Genomic DNA, 17754 nt, shown 5'->3' with positions numbered 1-17754 from the left:
AGGGGAAGCAATGGCAAAAAATACATACAAGCAGGATGAAGTGCTCGAAGAGCCGTTTGACATCAAGCATCTGCTCAGAGCTTCATCCTATATCAAAAAATATGCAAAACGGATGGTTTTTGCGATCCTTTTGAGTGGCATCGGCGGTGCGTCCGGCTATGTGGCGCCGATGATTATCCAGCGGGCGCTGGACCTTGCAATTCCGGAGAAAAACGAGAGGCTTTTATTTTCTCTTGTGGGAATGCTGGTCGGCATCTATCTGGTGAGCGTGATCTTCACAACAATCCGAAGCCGCATTATGGTGGATGTCAGTCAGAGTATCATCTATGATATCCGAAAAGATTTGTTTGCACATCTGCAGGAGCTGCCGTTCCAGTATTACGATGACCGCCCGCACGGCAAGATCCTGATTCGGGTTGTCAATTACGTCAACTCGGTGTCGGATATGCTGTCAAATGGTCTGATCAACATCGTTCTGGAGAGCTTCAACCTTCTGTTTATCGTGATTTTCATGTTTCTGGTTGATGTGCAGATGGCATTTGTCGTGCTCTGCGGCGTGCCGGTGCTGTGCGTTTTCATGGTCTGGATCAAGAATAAACAGAGACGTGCATGGCAGGCAGTTTCGAACAAGAACTCAAACCTGAATGCCTATCTGCAGGAGAATATTGTCGGAGCCCGCATTACGCAGATCTTTGCACGAGAGGATGAGAATGCGGAGATTTTCAAAGATCTTTCCAAGGATTGCCGCAGAACATGGAATACAGCAGTTCGCTATTCCAACCTGGTATGGCCGGGTATCGATTCAATTTCCGTCTGCGTGCGTGCTGCCATTTTTCTGTCCGGTCTGATCCTTTTCGGGCAGGGAAATAAGTCGGTTGGTACGATTGTAGCGATTTCGAGCTATGCATCGTATTTCTGGCAGCCGATCATGAACCTTGGAAACATCTTCAATAACTTTATCAACAACATTGCGTATCTGGAACGTATCTTTGAGACGATGGATGAGCCGGTGACGGTAAAGGATGCAAAAGATGCCGTTGAAATGCCAAAAATCCGCGGTGAGGTGACCTTCGATCACGTAAATTTCTCGTACGATGCGTCAAAACAGATCTTAAACGATGTTTCGTTTACGGTAAAACCGGGTGAGAGTGTGGCGCTTGTCGGACCGACCGGAGCCGGAAAGAGTACGATTGTCAATCTGATTTCACGGTTTTACAATGTCAATGGCGGTCGCGTCCTGATCGATGGACAGGATATCTCGCAGGTGACCATTCATTCCCTGCGTGAGCAGATGGGTATTATGATGCAGGACAGCTTTATTTTCTCGGGAGATATTGAGGATAATATCCGTTACGGAAAGCTTGACGCAACGCATGAGGAGATTGTGAAGGCGAGCAGAACTGTCTGTGCGGACGAGTTTATCAGCAAAATGCCGGATCGCTATCAGACGGAGGTAAGGGAGCGTGGTTCCATGCTGAGCCAGGGACAAAAGCAGCTCATTTCGTTTGCGCGTACCCTGCTTTCCGATCCGGCCATTCTGATTCTCGATGAGGCGACCTCAAGCATTGACGTACAGACCGAAAAAGCACTGCAGACGGGACTCAATGCCATGCTGAAGGGCAGAACCTCATTTATCATTGCGCATCGTCTGTCTACGATCCGCAACTGCGATAAGATTATGTATATCGATAACGGCGGTATTATGGAGAGCGGAACACATGATGAGCTGATGGCAAAGAAAGGCCATTATTATAAACTGTATACAGCACAGCTTGATGAAGTACAGAAAGCGGGCTGATCAAAAAAGATCATAAAAAAGATTATAAAAAAGGCTTCTGCCAGCGGATAAAAATCCGTGGCAGAAGCCTTTTGCCGTTTCTTGTTCGTGTCGCTTTTTGCGCGTGTCGCCGAAGCGACCCGCCGCAGGCGGAAAATTCGGCAAAGCAGGAGTTCTTCTTATTTTCCGGAGAAGTATTTCTCTTTGATGATCTCAACCGGCATATCCTCGCCAGTCCACAGTTTGAAGGAAGCAGCTCCCTGGTATAACAGCATGTACATACCGTTTCCGGTCTTGCATCCAGCCTCTTTTGCCTCACGCAGCAGGCGGGTTTCCTGCGGATTGTAGATCACATCGAAAACGAAGAGGTCTTTGTGGAACATCGTTGTGTCGGTGATGATGGTGTTCTCGGTTTTTGGAGCCATTCCGACGGAAGTTCCATTGACAAGAATGGCGCTGTCTGCGATGGATGCGCGAAGGACTTCCGGATCGGAGAAGTCGTGCAGGGTAACCTTGCAGGAAGTACGCTCATTGAGTTTTGCAACGATTTCCTCGGCTCTTCCGAAGAAATTGTCTCTGACGTTGAATACATTGATCTCAGCCACGCCGTCGAGGGCTGCCTGTACCAGGATTGCAGTAGCAGCGCCGCCGGCACCGAGCAGAGTCATCTTTTTGCCGATGATGTCTACGCCGTTTTCTGCAACTGCTCTCATGAAGCCGACGCCGTCGGTGGTGTAAGCGGTGAGAACGCCGTTGTCGTTGACGATGGTATTACATGCGCCGGAGATCTCCGAAGCAGGAGAAACCTTGTCTGCCAATTTGCACATGATATTTTTGCCAGGCATGGTGATGTTCCAGCCTCTTGCACCCATGGTGCGGAGTCCTTCGACTGCCTGCGGCATTTTGTCTTCCGGTACATCAAAGGCAAGGTAGCTATAATCAAGGCCGAGCTGGTCGCATGCTTCGTTGTGCATTTCCGGAGAAACACTGTGTGCAACCGGGCTTCCGAGTAAACATAATAATCCGGTGTGTCCTGTGATGTGTTTTGACATAATTTGAAATCCTCTCTCTCCTCGTATTTCCGCATGATGATAAATCGTGCTGTAGCACTTTAAACTGCTACTATATGAAGTGAATTATACTCCAGATGCCGAAAGAAAGCAAGAAAAAAAGAGGAAATGACGCAAAGTTCATTTCCTCTTTTCGTGTTGGTTTTTGATTAAGGTTTAAGATGGAAAAGATTCGCCCGGAAATCAGATTCCAAGTTTCTCTTTCATGTAGTCAACCGGAGTATCTTTTCCGGTGTACAGCTTGATTGCGATGAGTGCCTGGAACAGCATCATGCCCATGCCGTTGAATACTTTCTCACATCCTGCTTCTTTTGCCTGTTTCATCATAACGGTTTCGCGCGGAGCGTAAACGGTATCCGTTACGATGAGATCTTTTTTAAAGAAGGAAGGATCAGGAATGTTGGAAAGGTCTTCGAGTGGATGCATTCCTACGCCGGTAGCATCGCAGAACAGGTCAGCTGCGTGCATTTTTTCTTTCAGGAGGTCTTTGTCTGCCAGATCGTTCATGGTAGCCTTGCAGTTGGTGTTCTTATTGATCAGATCAACAATTTCCTCTCCACGGCTGTAGAATTTGTCTTTGATGTTGAAGATTTCAATTTCTGCAACTCCATCCAGAGCACCGCGCACTGCAATTGCAGTAGCAGCACCGCCGGTTCCGATCAGGACCATCTTCATTCCCTTGAAATCGATGCCCTCTTCGGTCAGTGCCTGCCAGTATCCCATACCATCGGTGTTGTAGCCTTTCAGTTTTCCGGTTACCTGACCGTTTTCGTCGCGGAGGTTGACTACGGTGTTGATAGCGCCGCATAACTTAGCTGCTTCATCTACCTCGTCCAGATATTTGTGGACAACAGTTTTGTTTGGCATGGAAATATTGGAACCGAGCATTTTCAGCGCGCGGATACTCTGCACAGCATCTTTTAAAGAATCGTTATCAACTTCGAAAGCAAGCTGAATGACGTCATCTCCGTTTTTGTCGTATGCAAGGTTGTGGGTTGTCGGAGACTGGGTGTGACGGATCGGGTAAGCCATTAATCCAACTAATTCGGTATGTCCTGTTACGTTTGGCATGATATTTTCCTCTTTTCTTTTTTCATGCTGCGCTGTTGTCATTGATGTTGGAGTCAAAAGGTTTTTTGACCTTTTGACCCTGGTATCTTGTCAGTTTGAAAAAGAAACAGCGTAGCAGATGATATACAGTTTTTGTCGGGCTGCTTAAAGTAGTGGAATCGTTATCGTTCCCTTATGCAGTGAAACACTTGTTATTTCGCTGGGTAAGAAAGCGATGCTGGGGATTACTCAAGCGGCTCCAGATGCAGGTATCCCTGGGATTCCAGTACGTTCAGGATAGCGCGGCCTTCCATGGTACCTTCCATGATACGGCGTGCACGTACGGAATCGCCGATGGTGTATACATAAGTATTGGTATCAGCGAATGCTTCCTGGATCTCCGGCAGAACCGGGTTGTTGGAGCGCATTCCAAGGCAGTTGAATCCGTAATCGAATTCAAGATCTTGAATAGTTCCGTCTGGAAGTTTTACGGTGAATGCGTTTTCTTTTACTTCCTGAAGAGCAGTGTTGACATATTCTTTTACACCGTATTTGTCGTGGGTCTCACGCATGGAGCATTTGGTGATCGGGTCTGCAAGCATACCGATCTGCGGCAGCATATCGATGATGGTACACTCAGCTCCTCTTGGTGCGAAGTACTCGATAACGTCAAGTCCTACGGAACCGCCGCCGACTACAACGACTTTCTTGCCCTGACAGGCTTCTTCCGGATATTTTCCAGCGTTTACGTTGTTGATCATACCAAAGATGGTATCTACGTTTCCGGCTTCGATGTTCTCTTTCAGGCCTTTGATCGGCGGAACAAGCGGAACAGAACCAGTAGCATTGACAACGATGTCTGGTTTGAACTGTTTGATTTTATCTACGGTAGCTTCCGTGTTGAGGAATACATACAGGTTTTTCAGTCTTGCAGCTCTTGCCTCAAGGTATTTCGGGAAATCTTTCATACGGGTCTTGCTTGGAAGATCGGAGATGAAAGTGGAAAGACCGCCGATGTGGTCGTTTTTCTCGAGTACGAAAACGTTGCATCCGACTTCTGCTGCGGTGCAGGCTGCTTCCATACCGGCAGTACCGGCGCCGACAACAACAACGTTACAGTTTTTGTTCACTTTCAGTGCTTTGTAAACATCGCCTTCCGGAACAGCCGGGTTTACGGTACAGCGGATCGGGCGGTTGACACCGATACGATTTCCGGCACATCCGACGTTACAGGAGATGCATTTTCTAAGGATATCTTCCTCGCCGTTTTCCACCTTCTTTACCCAGTTCGGCTCAGCGATCAGGCCGCGTCCCATGCCGACGATATCTACATCGCCGCTTTCGAGAACTTTTTCAACGACCTTCGGATCACGGTAGTTACCAGCGTTGATGACCGGTTTTTTGAATTTGTCTTTTACGGCTCTTGCCATGTAGGAACGCCATCCATCCGGCAGGAAGTTGGAGTCGATCTGATACTGAAGAGATGGGTTCAGACCGCAGGATACGTCGTACATATCTACGAACTCATCCAGGTACTCCAGGTACTCGAGCGTATCTTCCAGCGTATTTCCACCCGGAACACGCTCCTCGGCAGAGATACGAACGATGATCGGGAACCACGGTCCAACGTTTTTCCGTACTTCTTCCAGTACCATACGCGGGAAACGCAGACGGTTTTCTACAGAACCGCCGAACTCGTCTGTTCTCTTATTGTAATACGGGGAGATGAACTGGCTCATCAGGTAGGAATGGCCGCAGTGGATCTCGATGGCATCGAAACCGATGGCCTGCACACGTTTTGCGGCCTCGCCGTATTTTTTTACGGTTGTCATGATTTCTTCTTTTGTCATCGGACGAGGGGTTTCTCCGCCGGCTTTTGTCGGGATGTTGGAAGAAGAAACGGTTTCCATACCGGTTCTTGCGGAAGATGCGGAAGCTCCGGCGTGGTTGATCTGGATCGCTACGGTAGCACCGTTTTTATGAAGGTTTTCGACTAACTGATAGTAGCGCGGCATAAAGCTGTCGTGGTCGATACGGATCTGGCTGGTTCCGTTGGAACCGACCGGGTACTCGATGTTGGCGTTCTCCAGAATAATAAGACCAACGCCGCCTTTTGCGCGGAGAGAGTAGTAGTTCATATGACGGTTACTCATTTCACCGCTTGTCTCACCGTAGTTGGTTCCCATCGGGGTCATTGCAATACGGTTTTTAATCGTTGTTCGTTTGATGGTAATTGGTTCAAAAATTTTTGGGTAAGCACTCTTCATGAAAAATTCTCCTTATTCATTACATGAGCGGTAATCCTCTGTTTGTGACAAATCCATCATAACGCTTTCGACTAAAAATTAACAATATCTTTCAGATAAACTTTCGATACGTTTTCGCTATCATTTCCGGCCTCTTCAATAATGTCAGCGTGCTGTTTCATATATTCGGTAAACCGTTCGACAGCCGGAAGCCGGTAGCGGTTCTTCATCCAGAACATAAAGGTCTGATGATAAATCTCGAGACCTTTCAGCGTATGGATACGGATGCCGTCTGCCTGTTCCAGAATATCGGTTCGCGGCATAAGCGCGATACCGAAATTTTCGCGCACCAATGCCGCAATCGAATATTCATCCGGGCATTCCATGATAATATTCGGATGAAGCTGATATTTTCGGTAGAGATGACCAGTGTAAGCCCCCATCCAGGATGCGCGGTCGTAGCCGATCACCGGATAACGGGTAAGCTTTACAAGCGGAACCTCCGGTTCATCGGCAATCGGATGCTGTTCCGGGGACACGATGACAAGCGGCTGCTGGATCAACGGAAAAAACTCCATGTCGTCGCGCTTTAAAAAGCCGCCAAACCCAAGATCGAGTTCGCCGGATTTCACCTTCTGTGCAATGGCCGGGGTATGGTTCTGCCAGAAGCTAAATGCAACGTTTTTGTTTTCTCCTTTGTCCAGAAAGGTGCGGACATTGTGCGGAATATAATGTCCGGCAAGTGGAAAAATATAACCGATATTGATTTTGCCGCCACCGGAGGCGAGCTCTTTCATCTTGCCTGCCGCAATGTCACAGTCGCCCGCGATCCGGTCTGCATGCTCCAGGAAAAGACGGCCGGCATTGGTAAGGACAACACCGCGCCCTTTCTTTTCAAACAGCGTGATTCCAAGCTCGCTTTCAAGGGCGGCCATCGAACGGCTCAGGGATGGCTGGGAAATATAAAGCTCCTCTGCCGCCTGGTGATAATTTTCCAGCCGGGCGACCTTTCGGAAATAGAGAATCTGATTCAGTGTCATGTGGTTTTTCCTCCTGAAAAAATGATTCCGTAAGAAAGTCTTTGCTTCCTCTTATTATGATAACTCAAGTATACCACATCAATGCATTCAATGCATTGGTTTTTTCCTTTAAAAGCATTAGACCGTACACACTTTCACTGTTAAAATAAAGGCAAATGTTATTTTTTTAACATTCACGAAACTGGTAATCTGTTGTTTGTGACAAAACAAAAGGATGAACCGAACAGAGGAAAAAGACAATTTGACCTCAACATAATCTATTTAAAAAGGAGAGAAACCATGAACAAGAAATACCTGCCAAGTGCATTGATTCTGTACTTGAACTACTTTATCCACGGTGTTGGATGCTCCATCCTGGGCCAGGCAGTCATCAAAGAGGCTCTGGCAGCAGCATGGGGAGTGGAAGCAATGGCAATTACCGCAATTTCCGCAGCACTCGGTCTTGGCCGTCTGATCGCACTGCCATTTGCAGGTCCTCTGTCCGACAAGCTCGGACGTCGCATTTCCACCGCAATCGGAAGTGCTTCTTATGCAATTTATCTGATCGGCCTTGCCCTTGCATTTAATGCAGGAACACACGGTGGTTATACCATCGCTTACGTATGCGCCATTATCGGCGGTATCGCAAACTCCTTTCTGGATACCGGTATTTACCCGGCAGTATCCGAAATTATTTACAAAGCTCCTGGCGTTGCTACCATGGGAATCAAATTCTTCATCGCAATCGCACAGATGCTGCTTCCGTTTGTTCTTGGTGTAGCTGTTACTTCTACCGCAGCCGGCCTTACCTCCTACAATCCGTTATTCTATGGATGCGGAATTGCGTATATCGTACTTTTTGTACTGGTATTCCTGTTCCCGCTGCCAGATGCTGACCAGAAAGCATCAGGCAAAAAAGAGGGTCTGATCGACAGTCTGAAGCATACCCATTTTTCTTTCGAGTCCATCGCCATGATCCTGATCGGATTCACCTGCACCGGTACCTTCCAGCTGTGGCTGAACTGTGCGCAGAACTTTGCGAAAGAGAATGTAGGCTGGGCAAATCCGTCCATCATGCAGACCTACTATTCTGCAGGAACTATGCTGGCACTCGTTGTAACCGCATTCCTGACCAGAAAAATCAAAGACGTTCGTTTCATCGTTGTTTACCCGGCTATCTGCCTTGTAACCATGATCGCTGTCCTGATGGGACAGAGCAAACCGCTGATGATCGCCGGTGCTTTCATCATCGGATGGGCAGGCGCAGGCGGACTGCTTCAGATCGCAACTTCCGTTTGCAACATGCTGTTCCCGAAAATCAAAGGAACCGTAACCGCACTGGTTATGATCGCATCTTCTCTCTGCAACTACACCATCCTGACCGCAGCATCTAAAATGCAGCCGTCCGGCGTTATGACCATGAATATCGTTCTGACCGCAGTTGGTGTTGCACTTGGACTGTTTGTAAATATCCGCTATAAAAAAATGGTTGAACTTGCACAGCAGGACAATTAAAATGAGGTTAAGGATTGCGGAAGTACGAAGTACCAAGGAATCCGGACGTGAAAAAAAAAAGCCTGCAAAGAAAAGTCAGGGTTAAATTGAAGAAAGAAGGAAAAACACATGAATACAGTAAAAGTTCGTGATATTGAAATCGGTGCCGGCGCACCGAAAATCATCGTTCCGATCGTAGGTGTTACCAAAAACGATATCATCGAAGAAGCAAAAACCTTCCATTCGATTCCGGTTGATGTTGTAGAATGGCGTGTAGACTGGTTTGAAGGCGTATTCGACTTTGCGCAGGTAGAGGATGTGTTAAAAGACCTCCGCGAAGCACTCGGCAATATTCCGCTTCTGATGACATTCCGTACCTCCAAAGAGGGCGGTGAAAAAGCGATTGAGCCGGCAGCCTATGCGGAGCTGAACATCAAAGCAGCACAGACCGGATATGTGGATCTGGTGGATGTTGAGATCTTTACCGGAGATGACATTGTAAAGAAGATCATCGACGGTGCACACGCAGCAGGTGTGAAGGTCATCGCTTCCAATCATGATTTCTTCAAAACTCCTGCAAAAGCAGACATCATCTACAGATTGCGCAAGATGCAGGATATGAACGCAGATATTCCGAAGATTGCTGTTATGCCGCAGAACAGGAAAGACGTTCTGACCCTGCTTGCAGCAACAGAGGAAATGGCCACCAATTATGCGGACAGACCGATCATCACCATGTCTATGGCAGGCACCGGTGTAATCAGCCGTCTCTGCGGTGAGGTGTTTGGTTCTTCCATGACCTTCGGCGCGGCAAAGAAAGCATCCGCACCGGGTCAGATGGGTGTGAATGATCTGAGCACCGTTCTGGATCTGCTTCACAAAGCCATGTAACCGTTTTTTCTTTATGGGACACCGGTATTTTTAGCTTTGCTGTTGATGCCGATGTCCCTTTTGTATTATTGTTCTGTTATAAATTTAACGGAGGTATGCCTTTTATGAAGAGAATATTTCACTGGCTGGATGAAAATCTCGAAGAATTTCTTCTTGTGATCGGTCTGATCGCCATGACGCTGATCATGGGAGTCCAGGTTTTCTGTCGTTACGTTCTTGGCATGTCGCTGTCGTGGTCGGAAGAGCTGACCAGATATATTTTTATCTGGTGCGGTTTTTTAAGCGTCAGCTACTGCAGTAAGAAATGCCTTTCCATCAAGATCGAGCAGTTTGTTGCGATTTTCCCGCGGAGAGGAAAAGCCATCTTCAAAATTGTGAATCATACATTTGAACTGATTTTTTTCATCTATATGATTCCGTTTGCTTTTTCCTATATGATGTCGTCGGTTAAAAGCGGCCAGCTTTCCCCGGCCTGCAAAATCCCGATGTACTTTATCCAGGCAGCACCGCTCGTCTCCTTTGTGCTGGTTGCCTTTCGTGTTTTGCAGCGGTGGATGATCGAGTTCCGCGTGGCACGCGGTGAGAACGTTTTCGACCCGGCCCATCCGGAGCGCAATACGCCGGAATCCTTCATTGAGGCAAATGCCGGAGCAGATAACGCCACAGAAAATGCCCTGAACACGGGTATCGACAACCGCATTCATACGATTAAAAATTCAAACGAGGAGGAACGCTAATGCCGGTCGTAGTATTATTTTTGATTTTTGTTGCATTGCTGGTCATCGCTGTTCCGGTATCGATTACCCTTGGAATCACATCTGTGCTTCCGTCTGTGTTTGACCCGTCCTTTACGGTAGGAGCCAAATATCTGATCCGTGCCATGTTCGGAGGTCTCGATTCCTTCCCCCTGCTGGCAGTTCCGATGTTCGTCCTCTCCGGTATCATCATGGCTAAGGGAGGCATCTCCAAAAAACTGTTTGATGTCTTTGCCTATTTTCTCGGAAAATTCACCGCAGGTATGCCGTGCGCCGTTATCGTCACCTGCCTTTTCTATGGTGCGATTTCCGGTTCCGCTCCGGCGACCGTTGCTGCTGTCGGAAGCATGACAATCCCGATTCTGACTACTCTTGGTTATGATCTGACATTCTCCACAGCGATTGTGGCAGTTGCCGGCGGCCTTGGCGTTATCATTCCCCCGAGTATTCCGTTCATCATGTACGGTATGGCTTCCGGTGCTTCGGTCAGTGACCTGTTCCTTGCCGGAATTGTACCGGGTCTGATGATCGGTCTGCTGCTGATGCTTTATGCCATCTATCACTGCAAACGGTACGGGGAGGATAGGGAGAAGATTTATGCAGAAGTCAAAACGTTGCATGACAAAGGTTTGCTTCGCGTTTTAAGAGAGAGCTTTTTTGCATTACTTAGCCCGGTGATTATCCTCGGCTGTATCTACAGCGGCGTTGCTTCCCCGACCGAGGCGGCTGTTATCTCCGTATTCTATGCATTGATCATCAGCCTTTTTGTGTACAGGAGTATCCGCATCCGCGACATCTGGTCCATTCTGGTTGAGGCGATTCGCACCTTTACTCCGATCCTGTTCATCCTGGCGGCATCGACAGCATTTTCCCGTGTCCTGACGCTGATGCAGGTGCCGCAGACGGTCAGTGAGTTCATTCTGAACAACTTCCACAGCCCGGTTGCGATCCTTCTGATCATCAACGTATTCCTGCTGATTGTCGGAATGGTGATGGATACCACACCGGCAATCCTGATTCTGACCCCGATCCTGCTGCCGATCGTACAGGCAATCGGTATGGATCCGATTCAGTTTGGTGTGATCATGGTTGTCAACCTGGCGATCGGCTTCGTAACACCGCCGATCGGCGTCAACCTGTTCGTGGCAAGCTCCCTGACCGAGGTTCCGGTCATGCAGATCGCAAAGAAGGCTATGCCGATGATCGGTTTCTTCCTTGCGGCACTGCTGCTGATTACGTTTATTCCGGCGATTTCGATTGGAATTTTATAGGGAGGAGCGAAGGACAATGAAAAAGATGACAAAAAAGAAAAAGCTTTTCCGAAAAGTGACGGCACTTGCCGCTGTCATTGCGCTTGGCGCATCGCTTGCCGGCTGCGGCTCCTCCGGAGAAGAGACGACACAGCGCTATTCCTGGCCGCTGGCAACGGCGAGCCCGGAGGACACGGTAACACAGATCTTTGCCGAGAAGTTCGCGGAAGAGATTTCAGAGCTGAGCGATGGAAGGATGAAAATTCAGGTTTACGCAAACTCAACGCTCGGCGGCGACCGCGATTTGCTGGAAACGTGTGCCGACGGCGATATTCCGTTTGTCGTACAGAATACGGCACCGCAGGTTTCCTTTATGGGTGATCTTGCCGTGTTTGATTTGCCGTGTGTGTTTGATTCTCTCGATGAATGCCGTGAGAAGATCGATAATCCGGAGTTTTACGAGCTGATCAGCAATGTTTATACGGAGGGAGGCTATCACCTGCTCGGTATGGCAGATCAGGGATTTCGTGTCATGAGTACGAATAAGCCGGTTTACAGCTTTTCGGATTTCAAGGGTCAGAAGATCCGTACCATGGAGAACAGCTACCATCTGGCATTCTGGAAAGCCATCGGTGCCAACCCGACGCCGATGAGCTTCAGTGAGGTTTACATCGGCCTGCAGCAGCACACGATTGATGCACAGGAGAACCCGTATGAGGTCATCGTTTCGAATAACCTGTATGAGCAGCAGGATTACGTAGTGGAGACGAACCATCTGCCGCATCTGATTTCCCTGATCGTCAACGATGATTTCTTCCAGGATCTGCCTGCAGACGAGCAGGAGATCATGACAGAGGCCGCAAAGATTGCGACCGAGTACGCAAGAGAGCAGTCCGATGCCCGTATTGTCGACAAGATCGCGAAAATCGAGGAGAGCGGAACGAAGATTCTGACACTCGATGACCAGACAAGAGCTGACATCCGCGAGGCATCCCAGAGCGTGTATGAGTCGATCAAAGAGAATATTGATCCGGCGATTTACAATGCGTATATGGATGGAATTGAGTAAGAAAAGAAAATGAAATTCCCGGCTGAGGGGCACTGAAAAACAGTGTTTCGCGGCCGGATTTTTTTACACAAAATTTGCCTTGCACGGTCGAAACTGTAAGACTATAATGGGTTCAGATGGTTTTTCTAAATTTATGGGAGGCAAAAAAATGATTTTTAAACACATGGACCGGATTGTATTTGCAGGGGATTCCGTAACGGATATGGAGAGTGCACAGCCGGTGGGGGAAGGTTTATTTGAAAATGTCGGAAAGAGTTATGTCCGAATCGTCGAAAACATGCTTGCAGCATTCTACCCGGAGGTATATCTCCGCGTGACAAACTCCGGTATCGGCGGAAACACAAGCCGTGACCTGCTGCAGCGCTTCGACCGCGATGTCGTATCATTAAAACCAGACTGGGTATCCATCTGCATCGGCATCAACGACGTCTGGAGACAGTTCGACAGCCCGGCCATCCCGGACGAGCAGGTATCGCCGGAGGAGTACCGTTCCAACGTCGAAAAGATGATTCTTTCCGTAAAAGATAATGTAAAAGGAATTTTCCTCATGACCCCATACTACATGGAGCCAAATGGGGAGGACTGGATGAGAAAACGCATGGACACCTACGGCGCGATCTGCAGCGAGCTGGCTGAGAAATACGGCTGCCGCTTTATCGACCTGCAGGCCGTCTTCAACGATTACTTCCAGTACCGCCATTCCTCCTACATCGCCTGGGATCGAATCCATCCGAACCAGATCGGCGCTACAGTGATCGCACGGGCATTTCTGGAAAAATGCGGATTCGACTATAATCACAGACCGGAGCATGCTTGAAAAACCATTTCCGCAATCTGAAAGCGCCACTTTGCGGTATGGCTTGCCCTCATAAGGCAGACAAAAAGCGGGAATCGTTATTGGGGTCCTCGCTTTTTCTTTGTCCTGTTCTGTCTGAAAACGGCGGATAGAGTCGAAAAACAGAGAAAAACCGAGGTAAAATTTTGCTTAAATTACCAAAAATAATTGCTGTTTTGGGACAGTTATGGTATATTATGACTATACATACATTTATGTGGCGCTACATGGGGACATAAGAGTGAGACATAAAAGAAAGGTAACTATTCAGAACCCCATCTCGACTCCGCTTGCGCTGCATCTCGATGTTGCTTCTCGCCATATGAAATTCCAGAAAACCGCGCATTCATGCAAGCATGATTCACGATTTTCTTCTCTTTCGCATGGCGCTGAATAGTTACAAATAAAGAATAGAACAGGAGAAAAAAAGATATGTATCTGGAAGAGTATAAGAGATGGCTGGCAGCTGATCTGGAAGACGCAGATCTGAACCCGGAGCTGGCACGGATTGAAGGAAACGATGAGGAGATCAAGGACCGTTTTGCTGTATCTCTGAAATTCGGAACCGCAGGACTTCGTGGTGTACTTGGCGCAGGAACAAACCGTATGAATATCTATGTAGTGCGTCAGGCAACACAGGGCCTTGCAAACTGGGTAAAAACACAGGGCGGAAACCAGACCGTAGCCATTAGCTATGACAGCCGTATCAAGAGCGATGTTTTCGCAAAAACAGCAGCAGGCGTTCTGGCTGCAAACGGAATCAAAGTCAGAATTTACGATGCACTGATGCCGGTACCGGCACTTTCCTTTGCAACCCGTTACTATAACTGCAATGCAGGTATCATGGTAACTGCATCCCACAACCCGGCAAAATACAACGGCTACAAAGCCTACGGCCCGGACGGATGCCAGATGACCGATGATGCTGCAGCAATCGTATACGCAGAGATTCAGAAAACCGATATCCTGACCGGCGTAAAATATATGTCGTTTGCACAGGGAGTAGAAGAGGGACTGATCCGTTTCGTCGGCGATGACTGCAAGAATGCACTGTACGAAGCCATCGAATCCCGTCAGGTTCGTCCAGGCCTCTGCAAGACCGCTGGACTGAAACTCGTTTACAGCCCGCTGAACGGATCTGGTCTTGTACCGGTTACCCGTGTATTAAAAGACATCGGCATCACTGATATCACCATCGTTCCGGAGCAGGAGTATCCGAACGGATACTTCACCACCTGCAGCTATCCGAACCCGGAAATCTTTGCTGCACTGGAAAAAGGCCTGGATCTTGCAAAAGAGACCGGCGCAGACCTGATGCTGGCAACCGACCCGGATGCAGACCGCGTTGGTATCGCCATGAAATGCCCGGATGGAAGCTATGAGCTGGTAACCGGAAACGAAGTCGGCGTTCTGCTTCTCGACTACATCTGCGCAGGCCGCATCGAGAAAGGCACCATGCCGGAGAAACCGGTTGCTGTAAAATCCATCGTGTCTACACCGCTGGCAGATGCAGTTGCAGAGCACTACGGCGTAGAGCTCCGCAGCGTTCTGACCGGATTCAAATGGATCGGCGATCAGATTGCAAACCTGGAGGCAGACGGCGAAGTAGACCGCTTCATCTTCGGATTCGAGGAGAGCTACGGATACCTGGCTGGCCCGTATGTAAGAGATAAAGACGCAGTCATCGGCTCCATGCTGATCTGCGAGATGGCAGCTTACTACAGAAGCATCGGAAGCTCTCTGAAACAGAGACTGGAAGAGATCTATGCCGAGTATGGCCGCTACCTGAACAAAGTAGACAGTTTCGAGTTCCCGGGACTTAGCGGAATGGACAAGATGGCCGGTATTATGGATGGCCTTCGAAAAGAGCCGCTGACCGAGATCGCAGGTTCCGCTGTTGTCAAAGTAACCGATTACGAGAAACCGGAAGAAACAGGACTCCCATCCGCAAACGTTCTGATCTACAAACTGGCAAACGGTGAAACCGTCATCGTCCGCCCGTCCGGAACAGAGCCGAAAATCAAAGTATACTACACAACACTTGGTAAGGATCTGGCAGAGGCAGAAGCAGAGAAAGAAAAACTCGCAGAGGCTTTGAAACCGATTCTGGCATAAAGAAAATAAAAGAATAGAAGGGCGTGGCTTTGGTCACGCCCTTTTTTGAACCGAAATTTCTTTTGAAAAGTGTAAGATTTTCTGCAAAATGGCGTGATGATAGATGAAAGGGGGATTTCCATATGGAGGATACTCATATTGTCCAAATGTACTGGGACAGGAACGAAACAGCGATCAGCGAGTCTGCGATGAAATATGGTACATACTGTACGTCCATTGCACAGAATATTCTGCAGAATCCGGCGGATGCAGAAGAATGTGTCAACGACACTTGGCTTCACGCGTGGAACGCTATGCCGCCGCACCGGCCGTCTCTGTTATCCACATTTCTTGGAAAAATAACGAGAAATCTTTCGTTTGATCTGTATCGAAAAATGCATCGCAAAAAACGCGGAGGAAGTCAGATGGATGCAGTATTGGACGAGCTGGAAGAATGTGTTTCGGGGAAAGATGATATTGAGCGGCAGTGGGAGATGAAAGAACTGATCGCGGAGATCAATCAGTTTCTGCAGAAGCTGCCGGAGGAGAAACGATGCATGTTTGTCCTGCGGTACTGGTATGTAGACAGTATCGGTGAAATCGCGGAGCGGCTGGGAAGAAGTGAAAATTATATTTCAGTTTCATTAAACCGGATCCGTGGAAAATTGCATACACACTTGACGGAAAGGGGGTTCGAATTATGAAGAAAGAAGAATTGTTTGAAGTGCTGGGAAATCTGGAGCCTGGTATGGTGGAAAAAGCACGGAGTGATCGCCACCCGCGGAGAGGCGTATGGAAAAAATGGACGGCCGCCGCAGCCTGCGCGGTGATCATCGGCGGAGCTGTGCTGGGGGTTGCGACATGGAGAAACGGTCGGGAGGGTTCTGCAGTCCGTTATCCGTCGGGGGTAACGACGGTTCTGGCGGCTTATCCGGCATCTGTGGAGCGGACAATGGATGCACAGAAATTCATGGAAAGCGATGCACACTGGGACTGGTGGGATTCGTACCGGGAGTTGACAGCAAAATCAGCAGAACTGCAGTCGGGAATAGATGCATATTATCAGAACCTGATGAAACAAATGCTGGTTTCAGAGGATGAAAATACCGTCTGCTCGCCGATCAATCTGTATATCGCGTTTGCGATGCTGGCGGAAACTTCGGATGGAAATACGCGGCAGCAGATTCTGGATATGCTTGGTGCGCAGGACATGGACACCTTACGGGAAAATGTTTCTTCACTCTGGGAAAGCAATTATGCAGACACGCCCGCGCTGAAAAGTGTGCTGGCAAATTCGCTGTGGCTGGATGGTGAGGAAACATACAATGACACAACGCTGCAGCGGCTGGCGGAACAGTATTATGCATCGACCTTCCGTGGGACTCCTGGATCGGAAGAGATGAATCAGGCCCTGCGGACCTGGACGGATGATAATACCGGAGGGCTTTTAAAAGAATACACCGAAAATATGGCGATTGCCCCGGAAACGGTATTTGAACTGGTATCAACCATCTATTATAAGGCGATGTGGAGGGAAAATTTCTGGGAAGTGAATACAGAGAAGGAAACCTTCCACGGAGCTGCGGGAGATACCACTGTGGACATGATGAAGAAAACGGAATGGATGGATGTCTACCAGGGCGAACATTTCCGTGCAGTCAGCCTTAGCCTTCAGGACAGCGGCTCCATGTATTTCCTGCTTCCGGATGAAAATACCGATGTCAATGAACTGGTATCGGATCCGGATCTGATGAAGGTTATACGGCGGGATGAAAGCAGTGATAACTGGTATTCCCCTATGGTGAACCTGTCTGTTCCTAAATTTAAAGTATCGGAAAAAACAGACCTGATCGAAACGGTGCGCGCACTAGGTGTAACGGATGCGCTGGATGCAGATCTGGCAGATTTCAGCCCATTAACAGGGGACAAAGAGAATTTATACCTGAGCAAAGCAGACCACGCCGCCATGCTTGAAATCGACGAAAACGGAGTAACCGGAGCAGCGTATACAGAACTTGGCGTTTCAGAAGCCGCAGCAGAAATACCGGACGACGAAATCGACTTTGTACTGGATCGTCCATTCCTGTTTCTTGTCACGGGGCAGGACGGATCGATTCTGTTTTCGGGAGTTGTGAGAAATATTGCAGAGACATGAAAAAAAGGAGTCGGACTGTCCGGCTCCTGTGTCTGAGACACGTTACAGT

At 48.6% G+C, this 17754-nt stretch carries 15 protein-coding genes; 10 read left to right on the top strand and 5 right to left on the bottom strand.

Going from position 1 to position 17754, the window contains the following annotated elements:
- Positions 1–10: 10 nt before the first annotated feature.
- Complete coding sequence (locus DWZ44_RS06415; RefSeq protein ID WP_055267792.1) at positions 11–1798, top strand: ABC transporter ATP-binding protein; 1788 nt, start codon at positions 11–13, stop codon at positions 1796–1798.
- Between the two features lie 158 nt (positions 1799–1956).
- On the opposite strand, the gene aroE is transcribed toward DWZ44_RS06415, so the two are convergent.
- The 4 genes from aroE to DWZ44_RS06395 all read right to left on the bottom strand — a co-directional run bounded on the left by aroE (position 1957) and on the right by DWZ44_RS06395 (position 7183).
- Positions 1957–2829 carry a shikimate dehydrogenase gene (aroE, locus tag DWZ44_RS06410; protein WP_055218962.1) on the bottom strand — a complete coding sequence of 291 codons (873 nt, stop codon included), beginning with the start codon at positions 2827–2829 and terminating at the stop codon, positions 1957–1959.
- Between the two features lie 201 nt (positions 2830–3030).
- The gene (locus DWZ44_RS06405; protein WP_334294803.1) at positions 3031–3921 is read right to left on the bottom strand and encodes a quinate/shikimate dehydrogenase; all 891 of its coding nucleotides are present in this window, start codon (positions 3919–3921) and stop codon (positions 3031–3033) included.
- A gap of 221 nt (positions 3922–4142) precedes the next feature.
- The gene (locus DWZ44_RS06400) at positions 4143–6164 is read right to left on the bottom strand and encodes an oxidoreductase (RefSeq protein WP_117804447.1); all 2022 of its coding nucleotides are present in this window, start codon (positions 6162–6164) and stop codon (positions 4143–4145) included.
- Between the two features lie 71 nt (positions 6165–6235).
- Entirely contained in the window at positions 6236–7183 is a 948-nt protein-coding gene (locus DWZ44_RS06395; RefSeq protein WP_117804446.1) for a LysR family transcriptional regulator, read from the bottom strand.
- Positions 7184–7462: 279 nt separating this feature from the next.
- Between DWZ44_RS06395 and DWZ44_RS06390 the strand changes: the two genes are divergently transcribed.
- The 6 genes from DWZ44_RS06390 to DWZ44_RS06365 all read left to right on the top strand — a co-directional run bounded on the left by DWZ44_RS06390 (position 7463) and on the right by DWZ44_RS06365 (position 13438).
- Positions 7463–8677, top strand: coding sequence for an MFS transporter (locus DWZ44_RS06390; RefSeq protein ID WP_117804445.1), 1215 nt, complete (start codon positions 7463–7465; stop codon positions 8675–8677).
- Between the two features lie 108 nt (positions 8678–8785).
- A complete protein-coding gene (aroD, locus tag DWZ44_RS06385; RefSeq protein WP_055267800.1) occupies positions 8786–9547 on the top strand; it encodes a type I 3-dehydroquinate dehydratase in 762 nt (253 codons plus the stop codon).
- A 104-nt stretch (positions 9548–9651) separates the two neighbouring features.
- Entirely contained in the window at positions 9652–10284 is a 633-nt protein-coding gene (locus DWZ44_RS06380; protein WP_117804444.1) for a TRAP transporter small permease, read from the top strand.
- Positions 10284–11573 (top strand): TRAP transporter large permease, encoded by a 1290-nt coding sequence (locus tag DWZ44_RS06375; RefSeq protein ID WP_117804443.1) that lies wholly within the window; start codon positions 10284–10286, stop codon positions 11571–11573. Before DWZ44_RS06380 ends, DWZ44_RS06375 begins: the two co-directional genes overlap by 1 nt.
- 16 nt (positions 11574–11589) lie before the next feature.
- Positions 11590–12621, top strand: a complete 1032-nt coding sequence (locus tag DWZ44_RS06370) for a TRAP transporter substrate-binding protein (protein ID WP_242998349.1) — start codon at positions 11590–11592, stop codon at positions 12619–12621.
- Positions 12622–12769: 148 nt separating this feature from the next.
- A complete protein-coding gene (locus tag DWZ44_RS06365) occupies positions 12770–13438 on the top strand; it encodes an SGNH/GDSL hydrolase family protein (protein WP_117804442.1) in 669 nt (222 codons plus the stop codon).
- On the opposite strand, the gene DWZ44_RS19485 is transcribed toward DWZ44_RS06365, so the two are convergent.
- Positions 13417–13491: a DUF6783 domain-containing protein gene (locus DWZ44_RS19485; RefSeq protein WP_368249205.1), complete on the bottom strand. Its 75-nt coding sequence runs from the start codon at positions 13489–13491 to the stop codon at positions 13417–13419. The genes DWZ44_RS06365 and DWZ44_RS19485 overlap by 22 nt on opposite strands.
- A 397-nt stretch (positions 13492–13888) precedes the next feature.
- On the opposite strand from DWZ44_RS19485, the gene DWZ44_RS06360 reads away from it, so the two are divergent.
- From DWZ44_RS06360 to DWZ44_RS06350, 3 genes are all read left to right on the top strand, one after another.
- On the top strand, positions 13889–15571 hold the full coding sequence (locus DWZ44_RS06360) for a phospho-sugar mutase (protein WP_117804441.1): 1683 nt from the start codon (positions 13889–13891) through the stop codon (positions 15569–15571).
- 122 nt (positions 15572–15693) lie between these two features.
- Positions 15694–16254 carry an RNA polymerase sigma factor gene (locus DWZ44_RS06355; protein WP_117804440.1) on the top strand — a complete coding sequence of 187 codons (561 nt, stop codon included), beginning with the start codon at positions 15694–15696 and terminating at the stop codon, positions 16252–16254.
- Positions 16251–17705, top strand: a complete 1455-nt coding sequence (locus tag DWZ44_RS06350; protein ID WP_117804439.1) for a serpin family protein — start codon at positions 16251–16253, stop codon at positions 17703–17705. The genes DWZ44_RS06355 and DWZ44_RS06350 overlap by 4 nt, the downstream gene beginning before the upstream one ends.
- Positions 17706–17754: the final 49 nt, after the last annotated feature.

Origin of the sequence: Blautia sp. AF32-4BH (assembly GCF_003460565.1) — a bacterium.
Taxonomy (GTDB): domain Bacteria; phylum Bacillota; class Clostridia; order Lachnospirales; family Lachnospiraceae; genus Fusicatenibacter; species Fusicatenibacter saccharivorans.
Note: the sequence above shows the minus strand (reverse complement) of the source record. Positions and strands in the feature narration are given on the sequence as shown.

What these genes read in the sequence shown, in the direction of transcription:
- DWZ44_RS06360 (WP_117804441.1), top strand. Translation starts at nt 13,889, where the DNA reads ATGTATCTGGAAGAGTATAAGAGATGGCTGGCAGCTGATCTGGAAGAC.
- aroE (WP_055218962.1), bottom strand. Translation starts at nt 2,829, where the DNA reads ATGTCAAAACACATCACAGGACACACCGGATTATTATGTTTACTCGGA.
- DWZ44_RS06365 (WP_117804442.1), top strand. Translation starts at nt 12,770, where the DNA reads ATGATTTTTAAACACATGGACCGGATTGTATTTGCAGGGGATTCCGTA.
- aroD (WP_055267800.1), top strand. Translation starts at nt 8,786, where the DNA reads ATGAATACAGTAAAAGTTCGTGATATTGAAATCGGTGCCGGCGCACCG.
- DWZ44_RS06390 (WP_117804445.1), top strand. Translation starts at nt 7,463, where the DNA reads ATGAACAAGAAATACCTGCCAAGTGCATTGATTCTGTACTTGAACTAC.
- DWZ44_RS06415 (WP_055267792.1), top strand. Translation starts at nt 11, where the DNA reads ATGGCAAAAAATACATACAAGCAGGATGAAGTGCTCGAAGAGCCGTTT.
- DWZ44_RS06370 (WP_242998349.1), top strand. Translation starts at nt 11,590, where the DNA reads ATGAAAAAGATGACAAAAAAGAAAAAGCTTTTCCGAAAAGTGACGGCA.
- DWZ44_RS06395 (WP_117804446.1), bottom strand. Translation starts at nt 7,183, where the DNA reads ATGACACTGAATCAGATTCTCTATTTCCGAAAGGTCGCCCGGCTGGAA.
- DWZ44_RS06380 (WP_117804444.1), top strand. Translation starts at nt 9,652, where the DNA reads ATGAAGAGAATATTTCACTGGCTGGATGAAAATCTCGAAGAATTTCTT.
- DWZ44_RS06400 (WP_117804447.1), bottom strand. Translation starts at nt 6,164, where the DNA reads ATGAAGAGTGCTTACCCAAAAATTTTTGAACCAATTACCATCAAACGA.
- DWZ44_RS06355 (WP_117804440.1), top strand. Translation starts at nt 15,694, where the DNA reads ATGGAGGATACTCATATTGTCCAAATGTACTGGGACAGGAACGAAACA.
- DWZ44_RS06350 (WP_117804439.1), top strand. Translation starts at nt 16,251, where the DNA reads ATGAAGAAAGAAGAATTGTTTGAAGTGCTGGGAAATCTGGAGCCTGGT.
- DWZ44_RS06375 (WP_117804443.1), top strand. Translation starts at nt 10,284, where the DNA reads ATGCCGGTCGTAGTATTATTTTTGATTTTTGTTGCATTGCTGGTCATC.